General features: G+C 43.6%; 19 protein-coding genes. 1 reads left to right on the forward strand and 18 read right to left on the reverse strand.

Annotated elements, in window-relative coordinates:
- Positions 1-17 precede the first annotated feature (17 nt).
- From nikA to MHH31_RS15870, 14 genes are all read right to left on the reverse strand, one after another.
- Positions 18-1,637, reverse strand: coding sequence for a nickel ABC transporter substrate-binding protein (gene nikA / locus MHH31_RS15805; RefSeq protein ID WP_342494987.1), 1,620 nt, complete (start codon positions 1,635-1,637; stop codon positions 18-20).
- Positions 1,638-1,801: 164 nt separating this feature from the next.
- A complete protein-coding gene (locus MHH31_RS15810) occupies positions 1,802-2,965 on the reverse strand; it encodes a DegT/DnrJ/EryC1/StrS family aminotransferase (protein WP_342494988.1) in 1,164 nt (387 codons plus the stop codon).
- Positions 2,962-3,651: an acetyltransferase gene (locus tag MHH31_RS15815; protein WP_342494989.1), complete on the reverse strand. Its 690-nt coding sequence runs from the start codon at positions 3,649-3,651 to the stop codon at positions 2,962-2,964. The genes MHH31_RS15810 and MHH31_RS15815 overlap by 4 nt, the downstream gene beginning before the upstream one ends.
- Positions 3,614-4,207 carry a sugar transferase gene (locus MHH31_RS15820; RefSeq protein WP_061420206.1) on the reverse strand — a complete coding sequence of 198 codons (594 nt, stop codon included), beginning with the start codon at positions 4,205-4,207 and terminating at the stop codon, positions 3,614-3,616. Before MHH31_RS15820 ends, MHH31_RS15815 begins: the two co-directional genes overlap by 38 nt.
- A gap of 20 nt (positions 4,208-4,227) precedes the next feature.
- On the reverse strand, positions 4,228-5,757 hold the full coding sequence (locus tag MHH31_RS15825; protein ID WP_342494990.1) for an MATE family efflux transporter: 1,530 nt from the start codon (positions 5,755-5,757) through the stop codon (positions 4,228-4,230).
- Between the two features lie 28 nt (positions 5,758-5,785).
- Positions 5,786-6,808, reverse strand: coding sequence for a polysaccharide pyruvyl transferase family protein (locus MHH31_RS15830; RefSeq protein WP_342495501.1), 1,023 nt, complete (start codon positions 6,806-6,808; stop codon positions 5,786-5,788).
- A gap of 5 nt (positions 6,809-6,813) precedes the next feature.
- Positions 6,814-7,842 (reverse strand): glycosyltransferase, encoded by a 1,029-nt coding sequence (locus tag MHH31_RS15835; RefSeq protein WP_342494991.1) that lies wholly within the window; start codon positions 7,840-7,842, stop codon positions 6,814-6,816.
- A gap of 27 nt (positions 7,843-7,869) precedes the next feature.
- Positions 7,870-8,973: an EpsG family protein gene (locus MHH31_RS15840; protein WP_024719852.1), complete on the reverse strand. Its 1,104-nt coding sequence runs from the start codon at positions 8,971-8,973 to the stop codon at positions 7,870-7,872.
- Positions 8,974-8,987: 14 nt separating this feature from the next.
- Positions 8,988-10,118 carry a glycosyltransferase family 1 protein gene (locus MHH31_RS15845; RefSeq protein WP_342494992.1) on the reverse strand — a complete coding sequence of 377 codons (1,131 nt, stop codon included), beginning with the start codon at positions 10,116-10,118 and terminating at the stop codon, positions 8,988-8,990.
- Positions 10,111-10,950, reverse strand: a complete 840-nt coding sequence (locus MHH31_RS15850) for a glycosyltransferase (protein WP_342494993.1) — start codon at positions 10,948-10,950, stop codon at positions 10,111-10,113. The genes MHH31_RS15845 and MHH31_RS15850 overlap by 8 nt, the downstream gene beginning before the upstream one ends.
- Before the next feature lie 2 nt (positions 10,951-10,952).
- Positions 10,953-12,092, reverse strand: a complete 1,140-nt coding sequence (locus MHH31_RS15855; protein WP_113766929.1) for a glycosyltransferase family 4 protein — start codon at positions 12,090-12,092, stop codon at positions 10,953-10,955.
- A complete protein-coding gene (locus MHH31_RS15860; protein WP_024719856.1) occupies positions 12,058-13,932 on the reverse strand; it encodes a nucleoside-diphosphate sugar epimerase/dehydratase in 1,875 nt (624 codons plus the stop codon). The genes MHH31_RS15855 and MHH31_RS15860 overlap by 35 nt, the downstream gene beginning before the upstream one ends.
- A gap of 165 nt (positions 13,933-14,097) precedes the next feature.
- Positions 14,098-14,781, reverse strand: coding sequence for a CpsD/CapB family tyrosine-protein kinase (locus MHH31_RS15865; protein ID WP_008347761.1), 684 nt, complete (start codon positions 14,779-14,781; stop codon positions 14,098-14,100).
- A complete protein-coding gene (locus tag MHH31_RS15870; protein WP_024719858.1) occupies positions 14,771-15,502 on the reverse strand; it encodes a Wzz/FepE/Etk N-terminal domain-containing protein in 732 nt (243 codons plus the stop codon). Before MHH31_RS15870 ends, MHH31_RS15865 begins: the two co-directional genes overlap by 11 nt.
- A gap of 257 nt (positions 15,503-15,759) precedes the next feature.
- On the opposite strand from MHH31_RS15870, the gene MHH31_RS15875 reads away from it, so the two are divergent.
- Entirely contained in the window at positions 15,760-16,230 is a 471-nt protein-coding gene (locus MHH31_RS15875; RefSeq protein ID WP_342461998.1) for a helix-turn-helix domain-containing protein, read from the forward strand.
- Between the two features lie 259 nt (positions 16,231-16,489).
- Here the strand turns inward: MHH31_RS15875 and MHH31_RS15880 are convergent, their stop codons facing one another.
- From MHH31_RS15880 to MHH31_RS15895, 4 genes are all read right to left on the reverse strand, one after another.
- Entirely contained in the window at positions 16,490-16,714 is a 225-nt protein-coding gene (locus MHH31_RS15880; protein ID WP_251210475.1) for a phage holin, read from the reverse strand.
- A gap of 145 nt (positions 16,715-16,859) precedes the next feature.
- Positions 16,860-17,756 (reverse strand): iron-hydroxamate ABC transporter substrate-binding protein, encoded by an 897-nt coding sequence (locus MHH31_RS15885; RefSeq protein ID WP_007500130.1) that lies wholly within the window; start codon positions 17,754-17,756, stop codon positions 16,860-16,862.
- A 16-nt stretch (positions 17,757-17,772) separates the two neighbouring features.
- Entirely contained in the window at positions 17,773-18,774 is a 1,002-nt protein-coding gene (locus MHH31_RS15890) for an iron ABC transporter permease (RefSeq protein WP_025208010.1), read from the reverse strand.
- Positions 18,771-19,799 (reverse strand): iron ABC transporter permease, encoded by a 1,029-nt coding sequence (locus tag MHH31_RS15895; RefSeq protein WP_342494994.1) that lies wholly within the window; start codon positions 19,797-19,799, stop codon positions 18,771-18,773. The genes MHH31_RS15890 and MHH31_RS15895 overlap by 4 nt, the downstream gene beginning before the upstream one ends.
- Positions 19,800-20,070: the final 271 nt, after the last annotated feature.

Consider the following 20,070-nt stretch of genomic DNA (forward strand, 5'->3'; position numbering starts at 1 on the left):
TGCTTACCTTCCTTCTGTTACTTCAGCTTGATGCCTGTGAAAGGATGTTCATCTCGATTCGCAGGGAAATCAAAGTCCTTCACATCTTTTTGATAAACAGCTGTCTTTTTAAAATAAGAGATTGGCACAATCGCCCCTTGATCTTGCAAGGAAGATAAGACGGACGAATAAAGTGCTTTGCGTTTGTTTTCATTAGTTGTTGATGGAATCTCTGTCATTTCTTTGATCAGCTTATCTTTATTCGGATACGCTGAGATCGCCTCTTTGAATCCAAAACCATCTGATGAGACAACGTTCATAAATGTATGCGGATCATACGGCGCTCCATAATTGCTAAAGAAGTTCATATCAAATTTATTCGCTTTAAACCGCTGAACCTGCGTCGCCAGCTCGACACCTTCAAGTTTGACGCCGCCCCCAATGGCTGCCCATTCTGCCTGCAGTGTTTCAGCCATTGTTTTTTGAATCGATTCTGCTGAGTCATACATCATACTAAACTCAAGCGTTTTTCCGTCTTTTTCGCGTATGGTTTTTCCTTTTGGAAGCGTCCAGCCTGCTTCATCCAGTAAAGCCTTCGCTTTGTCCACATCATATTGGAAAGATTTCACCCGGATGCCTGACGTATATGGCATGTTTGTCGGCAAGATGTGATCCGCTACATCCTCTAAGCCAGATGTCACACCTTCCACCAATGATGTTTTATTGATCGCATACTGAAGCGCGTGACGCACTTTCTCATCTGACAGCTGATCGACTTTTGTGTTCATGACAAGCTGTCTAGTGGCTATGGGCTCTGACATCTTCGTTTCATACTTGCCGCTCGCCTCTAATTGTTTAAAAGCATCGAGGCTAATCGTTCCTTCTCCATAAAGTAAATCTACATCGCCTTTTTCAAATGCCATCACTCTTGTTTCGGCATCTGGAATGACCTTCACTTTGATTTCTTTGACCTTTGGTTTCTCTCCCCAGTAGTGGTCATTTCGTTCAAAAATCGCGTAATCATCTTTTTTGTACGTCTTTAATACCCAAGGACCTGTCCCCACTGGTTTTTCGATTCCTTTTGATGTATCTCCGTTTTTCGGAAAACCTGCTTCGCCTAGGAAACGAACGGGGCGCACAACAGCTAACTCTTGAACAGTTGGATAATAAGGCTCAGTTAATGTGAGTTTAAACGTTTGCTTGTCCACTGCTTCTGTCTTTTTGATTTTCTTTATGACACCTAACCAGCTATGTACTTCTTTGTTTTTTAAAATCGTATCAAAATTCTTTTTCACAATGTTCGCATTAAATTTAGATCCATCTGAGAACGTGACATTGTCTCTAAGATGGAACGTATACACCTTGCCATCCTTGGAAACATCCCATGATTTTGCTAATTCAGGTTTAAGCTTTCCATTTTTTTGATAGCTCACCAATGGTTCGTAAATCATGGATTGGGCAAACAATTGTGATGGATTGTATATGTGCGGATTCATTTCGCCAATATCTCTTGGCCATGCCATGGTGATCATATCGGGATGATCCTTGTCTCCACCTGCTCCATTATTTGCTTGAGAACAGCCTACTAGTAAGAAGATCAGTAGGATAGGTAATATTGTATTTATTTTAATTTTCAGAAATTTATTCCAAATAGACATAAGTTGCTCCCCCTAATTGATGCTGATAATCATTTTCATTTTAAGGAGGAAGGACTCTGTTGTCAATATCATATTTGATACGAAATGACAATATATATTCCTTATTATTCCACAAATTAAGGGATTTGTTAAAAAGAGAGGCAGGCTGCTGATGAACGAGCAGCCTATGTGGAGGATAATGCTTTCTTTTGCAGGGAGCTGTACAATGTATCAATGACAAGCTCCTGTTCCGCGTCTGTCATGCTTGTACCAGATGGCAGGCAAAGACCTGTCTCAAATAACAACTCAGATGCAGGGACTTCATCGGCTGTTGTATAAAAAGGACAACCATGAAAGAGCGGCTGCTGATGCAGTGGCTTCCATACACGCCTTGCTTCGATCTGCTTTTGTTCTAAAGCATCTATCATCTCTACTGGAGACATCTGTACATGATGATCAATGGTGAATGTTGTCAGCCAGCGGTTTGATGTGGTTTCTTGATATTCTGGCATAAATTGAAGGCCCTCAATATCGGCTAAAGCATCTTGATAACGCTCGAAAATGCGGCGTTTTTGCTGAACACGCTCCTCTAACACTTCCATTTGTGCAATTCCTACACCTGCGAGCAGGTTGCTCATCCGATAGTTATATCCCTCCTCTTGATGTTCATAGTGTAGGGCATGTTCTCTTGCCTGTGATGCGAGAAATCGGCAGCGGTCGATGGCTTCTTCATCATCACTGACAAGCATTCCGCCTCCTGATGTTGTAATGATTTTATTTCCGTTAAAAGAGTACACACCGAACCTGCCCATTGAACCGCTTTTTCTTCCTTTATATATACTGCCTAACGATTCAGCCGCATCTTCAATGATTGGCACATCATATGCCTCACACACCGCTATAATTTCATCCATTTTCGCACTTTGTCCGTATAAATGAACGACAATAACCGCACGGGGTCTTTTCCCAAGTCGTTTTGTTTCAGCGAAGGCTTTCTCTAACGCTAGCGGACACATATTCCATGTCTCTTTTTCTGAATCAATAAAAACAGGCGTCGCTTGTTCATATAAAATAGGATTTGCACTGGCAACAAATGTGAGAGTGGAACAAAAGACCATATCTCCCTTTTGAACGCCAATGAGTTTTAAGGCAAGGTGAATGGCTGCTGTACCTGAAGACAATGCCGCTCCACTCTTCACGCCTGCATAATCCGCGACCACTTGCTCAAATTCATTTACAAGCGGTCCTAATGGTGCAATCCAATTGCTTTTAAATGCCTCCTCTATTTTCTTCTGTTCTTTTCCACTCATATGAGGAGGAGATAAGTAGATTCGTTTCCTGTCTCTCATGATTTCCCACCTTCTCTTCGATCTTTGATCTCAATTGCAGGAACGCCTACGGCGACTTTCTGATCATGTATATCTCGGGTCACTGCCGCTCCTGCGCCGATCACTGCCCAGCTTCCAATGGTTCTGCCAGGTATGACAGCAGCCCCAGCTCCAATATGAGCACCCTCTCGCACAGAGACACAACCGGTGAGCACGGCTCCCGGGGATAGGTGCGTAAAGGATTCGAGAAAGCAATCATGCTCCACGATAGAACCGGTGTTGATAATGGCATGCTCACCAATTACTGCATCTGCTTGCACAACAGCCCTTGCCATCACAACCGTTCCCCAGCCAATCTTCGTTGACGAGCTCACAACTGCCTCTGGATGAATCAGTGTGGCAAATGCCCTCTCTTCAAATGCGAGACGTTCTTTGATCCTCTGTCTGATTTCATTTTGCCCAATGGCAATCAGCCATTGCATATCAGGTATTTCACATCTTACCTTTTGACTCATAGAAATCGGACCATACAGAATGCCGGTTCGAGTGTCAGCCTCCTCAAATCGATCGTCTAATACAGCACCCAATGAGTAATCAGGATGCAAAAAAATCAACTCCTGAATGACCTTACTGTGTCCGCCAGCCCCTATTAAGCCAATGGGCTGCTCTTTACGTATCGGTTCCTTTGAATTTTTCAGCTGTTGCATGATTTGGCTGCTGCACCCCTTCTGTTTTGATGACTTTCAGCAAGGTCATCCATAAGATTTTCATATCGAGCCAAAACGATTGGTGCTCTACATACCAGAGGTCATAGGTGAATTTCTCCTCCCAAGAGAGAGTATTCCTCCCATTCACCTGGGCCCATCCAGTGATACCAGGCTTGACAAGATGACGCTTCGCTTGCTCCTCTGTGTACATTTGTAAATACTCCATTAAAAGCGGTCTTGGTCCAACGAGACTGATTTCCCCTTTGAGTACATTGACAAGCTGCGGCAATTCATCAAGACTGAGCTTACGAATAAAGGCGCCGGTTTTTGTTAATCGAAGATGGTCTGGAAGCAGTACGCCATGTTCATCGCATTCCTCGGTCATCGTCCGAAATTTATAAAGCATAAACGGCTGTCCGTACAGACCAGGCCGTTCTTGTCGAAACACCACAGGCGCTCCGATTTTCCACCGAATGAGTCCATAGATGAGAAGGAAAAGGGGGCTGCCTGCGATGAGCAGGGTCAAAGCCACGACCACATCTATTATTCTTTTCATCATTGCTTCTCCTTTCCACACTAGCGAGAGACAGATCGTTCAATAGCAGCTTGTTTCACCTTACGCATGAGCTGTATCCGCTCTTGTTTTGTTCCTGCAAATTGATACAAATAGCCTAAGTAGAGAACGAAACATATTCCGCCAATACAAAATAGCTCCCACCATCTCGTCACATCATACACAGCCTGAATACCGGCACAGATCCCCCATATGAACAGAGCCCCAAACAGCGGAACGACTGTATGTTTGTAAAAGATGGTACTTTTCTGTTTCGTGATCTTGGCTGTATACAATGGGAGAAAGACGATATTTTTCATCAATAAAACAACGGCCCCTGCTGTTGCAATGCCATATAACCCAAGCTGAAGTAGGTGAGTCAGTCCATAGGCTAACAGGACATTGGAACCGCCTAATATGAGTGTCACAACCGCCGGCACTTTAAATCGGTTAAAGGCAGTCGGTACATAGGTCAGCGGTAAAAACATCAACGTGAAACACAAATAAGCCGAATGAATCATCAGCAGCCATTTTAGCTCCTCAAAGGCTGGTCCAAGCCATAACAGCATGAGCGGACCGGCAAGACCTCCTAACAGAGCCGCGGGGAATGCCACAAATAAACCGCTCCATTTCATGGCATTGGCGGCGTATTGAATGAGCCCCTGCTCGTCTTGATTTGAATATAATTTTGTGATCGTTGGCGCAAACACAACCGCAAGTGTCCCTGCAAGGGTGCGCAATAATAATGGAAATTGTAAAATGGCAGCATACTGTCCAGTCGCTTCTGCCCCAATCAGTAAGTTGGTCATCAATAAATCGATTTGTAAAAACAACAAAATCCCCATTTGCTCAAATGAATGCCACACCCCTGATCGAACCAACGTGAAACTTGAAGATAAAGAAACGTACCGCCACTTAAACGAAAACCAAGGAATGAGTTTCTTAAAATAATAGAGACCAATTCCCAAAGCGGCGAAACTCCCCATAACGGCTGCAAGCGGAATATGCCAAATGGCTGGTGTCGTCACGGTAAATAACAGCACAATCACAAGCGCCCTGCCAAACATCTGAATGGCCTGTCCAACACTCGATACATATAATTTGTTCGCATAAAACGGTGCCGCCCCAATACCAGACATGACGAAATTGAGCATAAATAAAAGACCCCCTAACACAAAGGCGATCTGTGTATCTTTTGCAAGATGAGCAGGCACATGGAGCCAGTCAACCAGTTGCTGAGACATGAATAGACAAAGTAAAAAAAGACAGATGGATAAAAAAAGAGAACTGACAAAATAGGAAGCGAGATAGCGCTGCGCTTGTTCCATCTCTCCTTTATGAGCCGCAACAGAAAAAAAACGCACCACCACAGCACTTAATGAAGCCGTAATGACCGATAAATAATTGATCATATTTTGCGTCAGATGAATCAGACCAAACGCTTCCACTCCAAGTGTATGAACAATGAAAGGCGTTAAACAAACAGACATCAGCATCATCAAGAAAAACGTCATCACATTTGCACTGACATTGTAAAGAAACGCACGGTTCATGGTGATTTCACGCAGTGTTTAAGGGCCTTCATCCAACTTCCTCTCCCTTTTGTCTGCTTGTTTTCATATGCTGATGAATGGCCTTTTTCACCGCTTCCTCCGTTGGTTCCTTCAAAAGGGTCATAAACGGCAAGTGCGCTACCCATTCATATCCTTCCATGACTTTATGATCAAACGACCTGATGACAACACACGGTGTATGTGTGATCGCACAAAAGATCATGCCATGCAGTCGATCTGTCACGACGACTTGCGCCTGTCTCAACTGCGTCCATAACGTGGATAATTCCTCTAAACGAGTCGTTCGATTCACTCGCTTACCAATGGTCGTTGTGATAAAACCAACTTGATCATACGTTTCTTTGATATGCTCCTGCAGTTGTTTTCGTTTCTCTTTCGTGAGATATGCCTCCTTATCCTCACGCAGACAAAGCAGCACTCCTTTACGGGTTTGACTCTTTGATGTTTCGTCTAATGTCAGGACCATATCAGGCTGTTTCCACACCTCTTTATTAGGAAAATGCTGCTTCATCCATTGATAGGTGGTTTGATCTCTTGCCATCAAGAGAAGCCTCGGGTGTTGCTGATATGCTTGAATAGCGCGGCGTTCTTCTCTTCTCCCTCTCTTTGTTTCTGTAAAATGAGCAGTAGCGGGCAGCTGAATAACAGGATAGGACTTAAAGGCGTTCATGATAAATTGTCTTGTCCATTCTTCATATCGATATAAATCGCCCATGTTGCCCCCGCCGATGATACAGACAATGTCCTCTGGGTGCCGCGCGTGCTTCAGCGGACGTGCTAGACGATACATCTCCTGCATGTCTACTTCTATGATTTGATAGTCTGGAAAGTGCTTTTGTAGAAAACAGCAGCTGGCATAGGCAATCGCATGATCACCTAAGTTGTCATGTGCCGGTAGCAGCGTGAGAATGATTTTCTTCTGATGACGCAGCTCTGGAAATCTTTGGAGGCTCAACCTATATTGAAGTGGATACTTGACCTTTAAGAGCAGCCACTCTGCGGCATGTGCTTTTAATTGCTGCAATGTCACACTCATCACCCCGATTTTCTCGTTTGATATTCAATCCATTTTTGATAGCTTGAAGCTGCGGCAGAGAGCGGATACACCCACTGCATCCTAGCAAGGAATAAGATCATTCGCTTTCGCACAGTCAGCTTCGATGGTTCCACTTGTTTCACAGCCTTCTGAAAAGCTTCATGTGTCACCATTTCACGCATATGACCAAGCTTTTTTTGAAAGGAAAGGGAATTTTGGCTCTTCCATTCATTGAGCATACAATGCAGCGTATGATTCACGATAAAAAAATAAAAAGCCTTCTCATACGGTGTCAGCTCATCATGCTCTTTTAAAAACAAACGCTGCGCGTCATAAAACGCCAGTCCATGCTGAAAATACTGCTTTTGATATCGCTGGACAATGGATGACAAATGAACCCGGTAATAATAAAGCGGCTCATGAACAAAGGCAATGACACGTGATAAAGAAAAACAGCGCAGCGTGACATATTGATCTTCAATATTCTCAAGCTCACCTCTCAACGGAAAACGGATATGATGCTTTTCGATAAACGCCCGCCGATACAGCTTATTCCATGAGAATCCCGTGATCTCACCATGTAATAACGATTCTATTAAACTTGTCTTATCGGCTTCCTGCTGAGCTAACAGCGTCGTCGGTATGATCCGTTTTGACTGTTCAAACTGAATCCAATATTCACTGACAACAAGATCGGCACCGGTGTTTTCGGCTTCTTGATATAAAGCCTCACAGTATTGAGGAGCGAGAACATCGTCTGAATCAACAAAGGCAAGATACGTTCCTGTTGCTTCTTCTATGCCCCTGTTCCTCACCGCTCCCAGCCCTTGATTGGTTTGGTGAATCACCCGAAATCGCTCATCACGCTCAGCAAACGCTTCAAGGATGTCTCCACTGTGATCGGTAGATCCATCGTTAATGAGGATGACCTCTATATCTGAAAAGCTTTGGTCTGCAATCGATTGAAGACACTGCTCCACATATTGACTAGTGTTATAGACTGCGACCAATAGACTGATAGCTGGCATGACAGCAAGCCCCACCTTTCTTCAAATCTACTTTGTAAAAATCGTTCGGTACGGTAAAACAGAAGAATCAAACGGCATCAGCATGATGCTGTACAAAATATAGCAAACCGCAATTCCGATATACATAAAGAAATTGGTTCGTTGATCAAAAATCCGTGTGAAATAAGGCAGTAAAATGAGCTGATACAGACCAAAGTAAATATGAAATCTTGCATAAATGACATCCTTCGTTGCAAGGATGCCAAACAAAAATCCAAGCAAGCAAAAATTCACAATATAATCACTCTCTGGCGTCAGCTCACGAAGTCGTTTTCGACAAAAGAACGCAAGCAATAACGGCAAAATCAAGACACCAATTTTCGTCACATTCATTCCATTCGTATTCGTTGTCAGCCACTCCTCGTAATGACCATAAGAACTCCCTTGTAGCATCACCACAAACACGGAGACAAAGCGGTCATACAGAGCGGTTAAGCCTAGAAAAATCATACATAACACAAGCATCATCCAAGACCATGCCTTTGTTCTGACGATGAAATAGACTGGAATCATAATGAGTGCCGAGGAATGAAATAGCGCGCATACAAGCACGAGCGGAAAATACCATTTCCACTGACCTTTGATGACAAACTGGATGGCATAAAAAAGAATCGCTGCCACCATATACTGCCGCATGCCATTAAACGAAGCGTAATAATGAAATGTGCCGAGAAATAGTAGCATACTAAGCTCAAATGGCCGTCCATATCGCACAAGTGTTTTGATAATAAAAAAATAGGTGATGATCCCAACTGTGATATACATGATTTGCGGCTCATGTGATAGTTGATTGAGCATCCATAAGATCAATGTAAAGCCCGGATCAGTGGCGGCCTTGTCTACACCGAATCCGAAAATATGCCAAGGCTTGTCATAGTTGACGGAGAACTCATACATTTGTCCATAGGTTACAAAATCAGTTCCTACTTTGTAGCGTATGCCCGCCACAATACAAAGAAATAAAAATGGAAAAAACACCAGAAGCTTGTTCGGCCGCCAGCCGCTTTGTATGGTATCATCACGTCTGCCATAAAATGCAGCAAAGCTCGACCATAAATAGACCATGATCATGTTCACCAAATAAACCGCCATCTGCCAATCCTTCCTTACAATCCATACACATTCATCACACGGGTGATGTTCTGTTTTACATCAAAGCCTCTAAGGCCAAGCTGAGAAATAATCGTCTCCTGAAGAGGAGGGTCTGCATGGTAGGCTTCTAGTATGGCTTTCATCCACTCATGTGCTGAATCTTGCAAGGATTTCCGTTTCACAAGCCCACAACCTAAATCGACTTCCTTTGTGATATGATCTGAAATCACACATGGGAGTCCAGATGCCTGCGCTTCCACTAATACGAGCGGAAGACCTTCAAACAAAGACGGCATCACAAACACATCAAATGCTTTCATATACTGCGGAACCTCTGAGACAACGCCCGTAAACACAATGTCTTCCATTAATCCTGCTTTCACTGCATACGATTCAACCACTGGCCGGAGCGGCCCATCTCCTATGAGAACTAGCTGAAAGGAGACCCCTTGTTTTTTCAGTGTCTGCGCTAATTCGATGAAAAAAACATGGTTTTTCTGCTCATGAAATCGGCCAATATGTCCAATGATCAGTTTTCTCTCGTGAAGATAGAGGTCTTTTTTCATCTTCACCTTCGCTTCTGGCTCCAACTGAAAAAAAAGGTCCAAATCAATCCCATTTGGCAAAATGTCCACTCGTCCATCGTGCATTCTTTTTTGTCCAAATAAAAAGGCACCGGCATCTTCACCGCATGCAACGAGCTGCGTAGAAAAGGCAAAGATCAGCTGACGAAATCCTTTGAGCATCAAATGATCAACCCGGCTAGGAGACTGTTTCCAAGCCGTATTATGTGAATGGCAAATGCGTATCTTCACACCTGCCAGTTTCGCAGCAAGGGCAGAAAAGCCCGTTTGAAAATCTGTATGTGCATGCACCGCCTGATAAGGTCCCGTTTGCTTGATCGTCTTCGTCAACGTTTTGACAAACGTCCATGGAGAGGACGCTCCAATACTTGGGACATAAAAAATCCGCCCGCCAAGCTGACGAATTTCCTCATCGTAATCACAGACATCCTCCCGGTGGGTAATGAAATCAAATTGAAGAACATTCCGGTCGATTGCACGATAGATATTCATGATCATCGTTTCTGCTCCGCCTCTGTTCATTCCGCCCACAACATGAAGTACACGCTTTGGCTCACTCATCCCGAATCGTCCTCCTTTTCACCATAGATCCTCCAAGTTTCCGCTGATGATAAAACCTCATGATCTTTGGTGACATACAGGCACGGATGACCGGCTTAAGCGCAAAGAGATAATCAAACGGCGACAATTTTAATTGCTTGCATGCTTGTAACACAAGCCAGGCATTGTCCATTGAATATCGGAATTTCCGGCGCTGAAAGGCCGCTTCATCCTCCCTTACAAGGTATAAGGGCTCTTGCAGATTAAAGCCTTTTCTCCCCGCAGCAAAAAAACGAATCCAAAGATCGATATCTTCCATCCGTCTAGTTGTTTTTACAGAACGATAGCCATTTAAAGCTTTGTAGGCAGACGCTCTCATCATAATCGTCCCATGACAAAAAGGCGTTCCTCTTGCTAGCACCCTTCGATCAGGCTCTGAGACAAGTGCTCGAACGCCCTTCGCCCCTGACTCATCAAACACCGTCATCGCCGTACCAACCACATCATATTCTGGATGTGCTTCAAGGAAATGAACCTGTTTTTCTAATCGTGTAGACACTGATATATCGTCGCCATCCTGTCTTGCAATCAATTCTCCATTCACTTCAGTGAGACAACGATTTAAACTGGCGGCAAGTCTTTGATTGTGTTCGTTTTGAATGAGGCGAATTCTATCTGGATCACTTATGGTATAGTTCAGCACTTTTTCATAGGTGCCATCTGTTGATGCATCATCACATATGATGAGCTCCCAGTTTTCATAGGTTTGACGAAGAATCGATTCAATGCTTTCTTCTACTGTCTCTTGGCAATTGTAAACACCCATGATAATCGATACTTTCGGCTGACGCATGCTCACATCACCTTCTCTTTTTGGTCCATATAAGTTGTGTAAATTTCCTCCATTGCACTTACCGTCTGCTCCTGTGCAAATGCGTGAGCCATAGAACGTCCCGCTTTCCCCATTAGGTGAAGCTGGTCCTTTTTATGATAGAGCTGCTGTAAATAAACGGCTAAACCATTCACATCATGCGGTTTGACTAAAAAGCCGTTCACTCCATGTTTGACAAGCTCACAATGTCCTCTATTTTCTGTTGCAATCACCGGCTTTTCAGCAGACATCGCTTCAAGAAGATTCATCCCAAGTCCTTCTCTCAAGCTGGTTGATACACAGACATCGCTCATATGCATCCAATCTTCGATGTGTTTGCAAAATCCCGCAAACTGTACATGTTCCTCAAGATTCAGCTGACAGACCAGCTTTTCATAGGACGACCGACTTGTCCCTTCTCCAGCAAATACAATTTTCACATGTGGTATATTCCGATACACCTGCGCGCAAGCTTTGATGAGCATTCCTTGATTTTTATTGTCATTTAATTCACCAGCACACAGCACGATAAAATCTTGCGTGGTAAAACCATATGCTTTACGAAGGCGGTCTTTTTCTTTGTCATCAACTGGTGCAAATCGCTTCATATCGACACCCATACCGGGAACATAATGCACAGCCGCCTTCTCTTTTGACAGACGATCGGCTCTTTCATAGTCTTCTCCATTAATGGTGATGAGTGCATCCGTATATTGAACGAGCCATCTCTCAACTGGATAATAAAGCAGCCAATTTTGAAGCGGTGCCCCCTTCCAAAAGTGAAACCCATGCGCTGTGTAAAGAACTTTCGTCCCTTTTTTGCGCGTCCCTTTGGCCGCTAGCCTGCCAATGACACTTCCCATCGGTGTGTGACAATGGATGAACTGATAATGCTCTTTTTCTAACAGCTTTTTCAGCTCCACATAAGCAAGCCGGTTGTGCAAATGAAAAGGGGAACGCTGAATCGGAATGGAATGCGCTTGATCCACATACGGTAGCTCCAGCTGGCCATTTGCCGCTGTATGCACTTCCCATCCTTGTTCCTGAAACCATCTGAAATACGGGAGATGGAACGCCTTAAAATGATAATCAACCGTTGCGCAAAACAAGACTTTTTTCTTCATTAGCAAGTGGCTCCTCCTCTCGTTGCATCGGTTCAGGCAATACATCATGCGACTCAATGGCGGCAAACAAGGCCTGTCTTAATTGATCGTCACTCATCATATTAAATTCGTGAATAAAGCGGTTCAGCACATACGGATCTCCATCCAAGGCATGCCCAATATGGATTTTCGGGAAAATTTGCTCCTGTGCTTTTTCATGCTGGTTGAGTAGCTCCTCGTACATTTTCTCTCCGGGACGAATCCCCGTAAATGTGATTGGAATCTGATCTGTGGTGTAGCCTGAGAGGTGAATGAGGTTTTCTGCGAGGTCGACAATTTTGACTGGCTCCCCCATGTCTAAAACAAAAATCTGCCTTCCTTCTGCTAGTGCACCAGCTTGAATAACAAGCCTTGATGCTTCTGGTATCGTCATAAAATATCTTGTCATGGCTGGGTGCGTGACAGTCACTGGCCCGCCTTTTTCAATTTGTTTTTTAAAGATCGGAATGACACTGCCCCTGCTTCCGAGTACATTCCCAAACCGGACGGCGACAAATTTCGTTTCACTGCTTGCCCCCATTTGCATAATCACCATTTCAGCAAATCGCTTTGTCGCTCCCATCACATTGGCAGGGTTGACCGCTTTGTCAGATGAGATGAGGACAAATGTTTCAACTCCGTGCTCATGTGCAGCTTCTGCCACATTTTTTGTCCCGATGATATTGTTTTTCACCGCTTCTTTCGGGCTGATTTCCATGAGCGGGACATGTTTATGTGCGGCGGCATGATAAATCATATCCGGCTGAAAATGACCAACGATTTCACTCATTTTTTGTTTATCTTGAATATCCGCAATTTGTGGATATAGGCTAATGCTATCTCCATACAATTCTTTCAGCTCTAGTAAAATAGAATGAATGCTAAATTCTCCATGTCCCACAAGCACAATCGCCCGAGGGGAAAATACACAAATTTGACGACAGATTTCTGACCCGATAGACCCGCCAGCTCCTGTCACCATAATCGTTTTTCCTTTTAGGTGAACGGATAGACGGCTTGTATCTAATTGAATCGGCTCTCTTCCAAGCAAATCCTCTGGCTGTACATCCCGCAATTGATTCAGCGCATGGGTTCCTTTTAAAATCTGTTCCATTTCCGGCATAATCTGTGTTTTGATTCCAGTCGCTACACATTCCTTATATAGTCCTTTTAATGTGTGACTGCTTTTGGATGGAATAGCGATAATGATTTTTTGAATATCCATCATCGCAACAGCCGTTTGAATATGTTCTTTTCCCCCAAGAACAGGCAGCCCCATAATTTCAAGCTTATGCTTTGTTTTGTCATCATCAATGAAAGCGACCGGCTCAATATGTACATCACTCGACTGCTGAAGCTGACGAACGATAATGGTCCCGGCTGATCCAGCGCCAATGATTAGTGCCCGCTCCTTTTCAACTTGAAACCGCTTGGCACCATCATGAAACAGCCTAGATGCCATACGTGATGCACCGATGAATAACACATGGAAAAGCCAGACAATAAATAAAAAGCGAAATGGCCATGTCTGCACAAAAATGTACAGCATCGTCATGGAAAATAAAAATGAACACGCAAAGGTCTTCATTAAAGAAAATAGCTCTCTAACCCCTGTATAAGCCCATACTTGCTTGTACACGTGAAAAATATACGAAAACAAATGGTGCCCGATCAGTAGACTGAGCGAAGAAATGACGAGCATTTCAAATGTATATACGGTTAACGCCGCCTCTTGGACAAATTGAAAGCCAAAAAAGACGGCAACTAAGATGAGATATGAATCTAGTGCCACGATGATTGATAATCTTTGGGCGTAAGTCAACGCTCCTCCCCCTTTTTAAAACATCACTATTCTTACGTAAAATGGGCATCAAACCCGTCCTCACATCCCACTACCGATGACGAGCATCTAAGGCATATATCATGCCCACAGCAGGATCGAGTGCCTCCGTTGTTAAAGATTAGGAGACATCACCTATCAATCTCTTTAATACATATAGTGCCTTCCCTTTTTAACTTTCTTGCCATTTAGCATCGCCCCAAGCAGTTTCCCTGTCGTACCCTCTAATACTTCTTTTGATTTCTTCACAGCGGCAATCTTCGTTTTACCGCTTAAAACCACAAGAATGCTTCCATCCGTCCGGTTCGCTAATATTTTGGCATCGGCTACAGGCAGAAGCGGTGTGGAATCAACAATCACCATGTCATACTGCTGCTCAATCTCGTAAAATAGCTGCTTCATCACAGAGGAGGAAAGCAGCTCAGCGGGATTTGGCGGAATGGTCCCACTCGGAAGCAGCTCTAAATGCTCAATCGGTGTAGGCAAAATGGCTTCTTCCAAACTGCAATTATTTAATAGCACATTGGTCAATCCGGTGTGCGGACTCAGATCAAAATATTCATGAATGGCTGGTTTACGTAAATCAGCATCCATGAGCAAAACCCGTTTTTTCTGCTGTGCAAAAACAGCTGCCAAGTTTGCAGCCGTAAATGATTTTCCTTCCTTCGGCAAGGAGGATGTGACCAATATCGACTTCAGCCTCGTTTGAATCGACGTGAATTCGATGTTCGTTCGGATCGTTCGGAATTGTTCCGCAATGACAGAGTGAGGATTTAATACAGAAATACAGGATAAATCTCTTTTTTCTCGTTTTTTCCTCTTAAAAATCAATGTTCTGTCCTCCCGTTATGACGGACTGCTTGTCTTTTTTTGCCCTCCTGTCTGCCTGCATCTGATAGACACTGCCGAGGGATGGCAATCCGATCTCTTCTCTTATTTGATGTGTTCGTTTCACCGTATCATCGAGTAAATTCATTAAGAAAATGAGTGTCATTCCCCCTAATACAGAGGCGCCTAGTGCCAGAACGATGTGAACGAATTTACGTGAGTTCATCAGTATCGTGTTGGACAGCTTGGCTTCAGACAAAACATTAATGCGATCCATATTCATGGTTTTTTTGATTTCTTCTTGCAGCACCTCTGTGGCTGTATTCGCAATGGCTACTGCCTTCGCGCGGTCCTCATCTTGTACAGAAATATTTATGACCTCTGACTCATTTTCTGTACTTGTGGCAATTTTGTGTTTTAATCCTTCCGCCGATTCTGTAAGATTGAGTGTTTCTTTTACTTTTTCAATAACGATTGGACTTTTTAATAGGACTTGAAAGGTACGTGTATATTGAAGGTTCATCTGAATATCGTTTAAATTCGCTTGTGCATCACTGCTTCGTTTATGAACAAGAATTTGAGTGGTTGCCTGATATACAGGAGTCGAGACATAGAACTGATAGTAGGCTGAAATGCCCGTTACGATCAGGACAATCAGGATCAGAAGGGCCATTTTCTCTTTTATGACAGAAAACAGCTGCTTAAAACCTATATTCTCATTCATAGATACCTCCCGATTTCATCATAAAAAGGTTATATATGGTTTCTTTTTGTTAATGATTGGATTATAAAAGATAATACCCGCAAAGAAAAATGTCATAATAGGTCTTATAGTTCTTTTTAAAGAACGAAATCGTTCGTTTTCTTTTGTTTACTTCCTGTTTCTTACGTTTTTGAATTTTATAAAGAACAATTTATTTCTTATAATGAACGAAAAGGTCGCAGAACGATTCGCCGGGGAGAAGGGAGATCATATATCGAATGATAGGAAAGGTGATACGCATTTACCGAAAGAGGAAAGGATACTCAATCCAGCAGCTGGCTGAAGATGCCCATGTCTCTAAATCGTATTTGAGTAAAATTGAGCGTGGTGTCCATCGTAATCCATCTGTCCAGTTTTTAAAAAAGGTATCCTCATCACTAGACATTGATTTACAAGAGCTGTTTGATGCAGAAACGATGATGTTTCATTACGCTGAGGGCGGTGAACAGGAGTGGCGGGATCATATCGTTCATGCCGTCCAATCCGGCATGCCTAAAGAAGAACTGTATCAGCTGCTCCAAACCTACAGAAAGGAGCAGGAAGGAAAGACGTTACATGTCCATCAGAGAAAGCTGACCGACTCAAATATGTCAGAATGGAATCGTCTCATGAGTGAAGCAAAGGCCATTGGCTTAACCATCGAGGAAGTGAAAGCGTTTCTTACCAATATGGGAGAACACCGGGCGTAAGCCACTGAGATCAAACCAATTTGCGGGGAGAGGCGCTTGTCGCTTCGATGAAATAGAGCCTTTTTATATGAAAAGGCTCTTTTCAGTTTATGGACAAAGGGCTAAAATGAACTTATTTTAGCCCTTTGTCTTCTTTTCAGCGTGATAGAAAACCTTTGCAGCCTAGTAAGGACGAGCACCAGCGCACAGGACTGACACCGAATGCGAGGGTTTGTCTACATGCTGAGAGCCTTTTTGCATAAAAAGGCTCTGTTTTCTATTATTCATCTTTTTTGGTTCGTGCTTTTTTCGTAATATCATTGTTCTTCCAATAGGCCCATAGTGATGTGATGCCAAGAAAGGCTAACGTAATGAATTGCTGCACACCTTCTTCATCAATTGGAATTGGGCTTTTTCCTGCAGCAGTGAGAGCGCTGTTCACAAGTGCCAATAAAAGCAGCACAAGCCTCGCAATAGTGCCTGCACTAATTTTTTGAACCTTCAACTGTAACCCCTCCCCTTATCCTTTCATACGGGCGATACTGCTCGTTCCCTCTCATATGTATGCAAAAAGCGAATGAATAGAAGAACGAATCAAAAAAAGAGACATCATTCCTAGATGCGGAATGATGCCTTGATTTATGTGCTGTTTATTTAGAGAACATCTTTTTTGCTTCATCCATTGCCATTTTGTTGCCTAGAGCTGAATAATCTAACCATGGCTGATCGGCAATCGGATACACTTGGTTTTTCTTCACGGCTTTTAGGCCTTTCCAAATCGGCGTCTGCTCTAACTGTTTGAATGCCTGCTGCGCCTTATCATCACGGTTCACGACGACAAAAATAGCATCTGCATCAAAGTCAGGAAGCACTTCTTGAGAAATGACTTCAAATGGACGTTTGCTGTCCAGTTTTTTCACACCATCTACAGGTGTCAGTCCTAAATCATCGTATAAAATTGGACCCATCGGACGTTTCATACTAAATACTCGAAGCTCTTTTGCTGTTACACGAATCGCCATTACTTTTCCATTTCCAATCTTTTTCTGGATGAGTGATTTGACTTCTTTTGCTTCTTGATTGTAGTCCTTAATATATTGATCGGCTTCTTTTTCTTTATTGACGAGCTTGCCGATTTTTTTCAAATGATCACGCCATGTGCCATCATTTAAATTAAACACTTCGGTTTTGGCGATTTTCTTGTATTTTGATAAGTCTTGTCCAGCCAGTTCTTCATCGACGTAAATGACATCTGGTTTTAAAGCAAGCAATGACTCCATATCAGGATCTGCTGCGATGCCCAGCTTTTTCGTTTGGCTAAGCTGCTTTTTCGCATGTGGAAGGAAATCTTTTAAGTCTCCCCCTACAACAGAGCCAGCAGGTTTTATCCCGAGTGCTAATAAGTCATTTGTTAAATGAATCGACAAGGACGCAATCTTAGGTGTTCCGTTTTCATCTTGATTTGTTGTCTTCTTTGTTTCCTGTTGACCACAAGCGGCCAGAATCAAGAAACAGAGCGTTAAACCAAACACAAGTACTTTTTTCATGATGAGTTCCTCTTTCTTATTTTGTTTTTGTTAGTAAATAGAGAAAATAAGGTGCTCCGATAAAAGCCACAACCACACCTGCTGGGATGGCATTTGGGGCAAATATGGAACGTCCGAGTGTATCAGCACTGACCAAAATCAACAATCCAAGCAAGGCGCTCACTGGTAAAAAATATTGGTGCAGTGAGCCGACAAGACGCCTCGCCAAATGAGGTGCAACAAGGCCAATAAAACCAATTCCGCCTGTCATCGATACACTTGCACTCGCTAGACCAACAGCTAAGGTGAGAAGAAAAAGTCGTTTGCGCTCTACACGTACTCCGACACTTGAGGCGACGGCATCACCTAATGTTAACGCATTGAGTGTGCTGGACTGCATGAGCGTAAGCGGGACAAGACATACGATCCAAGGTAGGAGCGCAAGTACATGAATCCAGTCTCTTCCCCATACATTTCCCACAAGCCACCTTGAAGCGAAGGTGTATGTATCTTCATCCAGTTTCAATGACAAATATAAAGTCAATGCACTAAACCCCGCAGCTACAGCAATTCCAACAAGGATCAGCCGGATAGGCACAAGCCCTTCATGCCTGTCGTACGCAAGAAGAACGATGACTGCCGCCGCAAGCAGACCTCCACCAAACGTAAAGAGCGGAATGAGTAAAGATGGATTTCCTTCTAGTACGTGAAAATACGTCACAAAGATGATTAAGCCGAATGCGGCTCCTGCATTCAGACCAATAATCCCAGGGTCAGCCAGTGGATTGCGGGATAAACTCTGCAAAATGCCACCTGCGATGCCTAGACCTATTCCAGCTAGTATCGTCACGACGATTCGAGGCAGACGATAATCAAACAGCACCGTCTCACTTTGGAAATCTCCAAAGCCAAATAACGTTTTGACGACAACGAGAGGACTGAGTTTCAGCGTGCCGGTATTTAAACTATACAGCACGACAGCCGCACTCAGACAAAGCAAAACGGCTGTCACGACAAGAGCACGCCGTTTCTCTTTCATGACAGGTTCCTCCCTTCTTTTCTGGCAATATATAAGAAGAAAGGAACACCAACAAGTGCCACCATGACGCCAATGGCAAGCTCTCTTGGCGGATTTACTGTCCGGCTGGCAAGATCAGCGAAGACGAGAAGCATTGCGCCTAAAATCGCTGACATCGGAATGACGAAACGATAATTGACCCCAACCAGCTTTCGTGCAATATGCGGAATGACAAGCCCGACAAACCCAATAGACCCAACCGCCGATACAGAAACGCCTGCCAGCAGAACCGCAGCTGCCATACCTAGTATTCGCACTTGCCGGGTTTTCACCCCTAAATTCGCAGCTACATCTTCACCAAGTGATAATAACGAGAGGGACCGTCCTAATAACATCGCCCAAACGATGACAATGAGAATGACTGGAGCAAGGATCATCAGCTGCGGCCATTTGACACCTGCCACACCCCCTGCATACCAAAAAGCCAGATCCTGACTGAGATCAAAGTAAATGGCGATACCTGAGCTTAGCGCATGCAGCAATGCGGCAACAACAGCTCCAGCTACAGTGAGCCGAAGTGGGGTCAGCACGCCGCCAGCCGCCCCAATGGCAAAAATCAGCAGTGTACTGAGAACGGCACCAAAAAAAGAAAATAACATCAATGCCGAATAAGGCATTCCTGGAAAAAAAGCAAAACAGAGAGCGACTACAAACATCGCACCGCCGTTAATGCCTAATATCCCCGCATCTGCCAGCGGATTTCTTGTAATGCCTTGCATGAGCGCACCTGCCACAGCAAACGCCGCTCCAACAAGCGCCGCTCCTAGCACACGAGGAAGCCTTAATTCATGAATGATCTGCTGCTCTGTTACATGAGACTGATAGTTAAACACAGCTGTCCAGACCGTTTGCAAAGACAATGACTTTGCACCGTAGGAAACAGCCAAAAACATAGCCGCCAATAAACCAATGACAGCGAGAAAAAACAATAAAAAGAACAAAATAGGTGATGATCGTTTTTGTTGAGATGTTCGCTTATCAGGCAAAATCGGTGTCATCCTTTTCTTCATTAAAAGTCAGTTTGAAAATGAGAATCATAATCATCAAAATTATAGCCGTCAGCCTCTGAAAAATCAATGTACGGCTCATTTTTTTAATTATTGAAGGTATTGGTAGACGGCAAATAAGAGAATTCTTTCCTTCTGCTTTTTCTCGTTCTGAAAGACCTATCAATTTTTACAGTATTTTAATAGGAAAATAGTTGACATTCCGCATGAAAATCCCCTAAAATTACAAAAGCAAGTCAAATGTTATAAA

The sequence above is a fragment of the Bacillus sp. FSL K6-1033 genome (assembly GCF_038630765.1).
GTDB lineage: Bacteria > Bacillota > Bacilli > Bacillales > Bacillaceae > Bacillus > Bacillus altitudinis.

Excerpts from the sequence above, each read along its gene's own strand:
- MHH31_RS15810 (WP_342494988.1), bottom strand. The coding sequence starts at position 2,965 with ATGAGAGACAGGAAACGAATCTACTTATCTCCTCCTCATATGAGTGGA.
- MHH31_RS15850 (WP_342494993.1), bottom strand. The coding sequence starts at position 10,950 with ATGCGTCAGCCGAAAGTATCGATTATCATGGGTGTTTACAATTGCCAA.
- nikA (WP_342494987.1), bottom strand. The coding sequence starts at position 1,637 with ATGTCTATTTGGAATAAATTTCTGAAAATTAAAATAAATACAATATTA.
- MHH31_RS15890 (WP_025208010.1), bottom strand. The coding sequence starts at position 18,774 with ATGAAAGAGAAACGGCGTGCTCTTGTCGTGACAGCCGTTTTGCTTTGT.
- MHH31_RS15855 (WP_113766929.1), bottom strand. The coding sequence starts at position 12,092 with ATGAAGAAAAAAGTCTTGTTTTGCGCAACGGTTGATTATCATTTTAAG.
- MHH31_RS15875 (WP_342461998.1), top strand. The coding sequence starts at position 15,760 with ATGATAGGAAAGGTGATACGCATTTACCGAAAGAGGAAAGGATACTCA.
- MHH31_RS15840 (WP_024719852.1), bottom strand. The coding sequence starts at position 8,973 with ATGGCGGTTTATTTGGTGAACATGATCATGGTCTATTTATGGTCGAGC.
- MHH31_RS15815 (WP_342494989.1), bottom strand. The coding sequence starts at position 3,651 with ATGCAACAGCTGAAAAATTCAAAGGAACCGATACGTAAAGAGCAGCCC.
- MHH31_RS15885 (WP_007500130.1), bottom strand. The coding sequence starts at position 17,756 with ATGAAAAAAGTACTTGTGTTTGGTTTAACGCTCTGTTTCTTGATTCTG.
- MHH31_RS15870 (WP_024719858.1), bottom strand. The coding sequence starts at position 15,502 with ATGAATGAGAATATAGGTTTTAAGCAGCTGTTTTCTGTCATAAAAGAG.
- MHH31_RS15835 (WP_342494991.1), bottom strand. The coding sequence starts at position 7,842 with ATGCCAGCTATCAGTCTATTGGTCGCAGTCTATAACACTAGTCAATAT.
- MHH31_RS15845 (WP_342494992.1), bottom strand. The coding sequence starts at position 10,118 with ATGAGTGAGCCAAAGCGTGTACTTCATGTTGTGGGCGGAATGAACAGA.
- MHH31_RS15825 (WP_342494990.1), bottom strand. The coding sequence starts at position 5,757 with ATGAACCGTGCGTTTCTTTACAATGTCAGTGCAAATGTGATGACGTTT.
- MHH31_RS15820 (WP_061420206.1), bottom strand. The coding sequence starts at position 4,207 with ATGAAAAGAATAATAGATGTGGTCGTGGCTTTGACCCTGCTCATCGCA.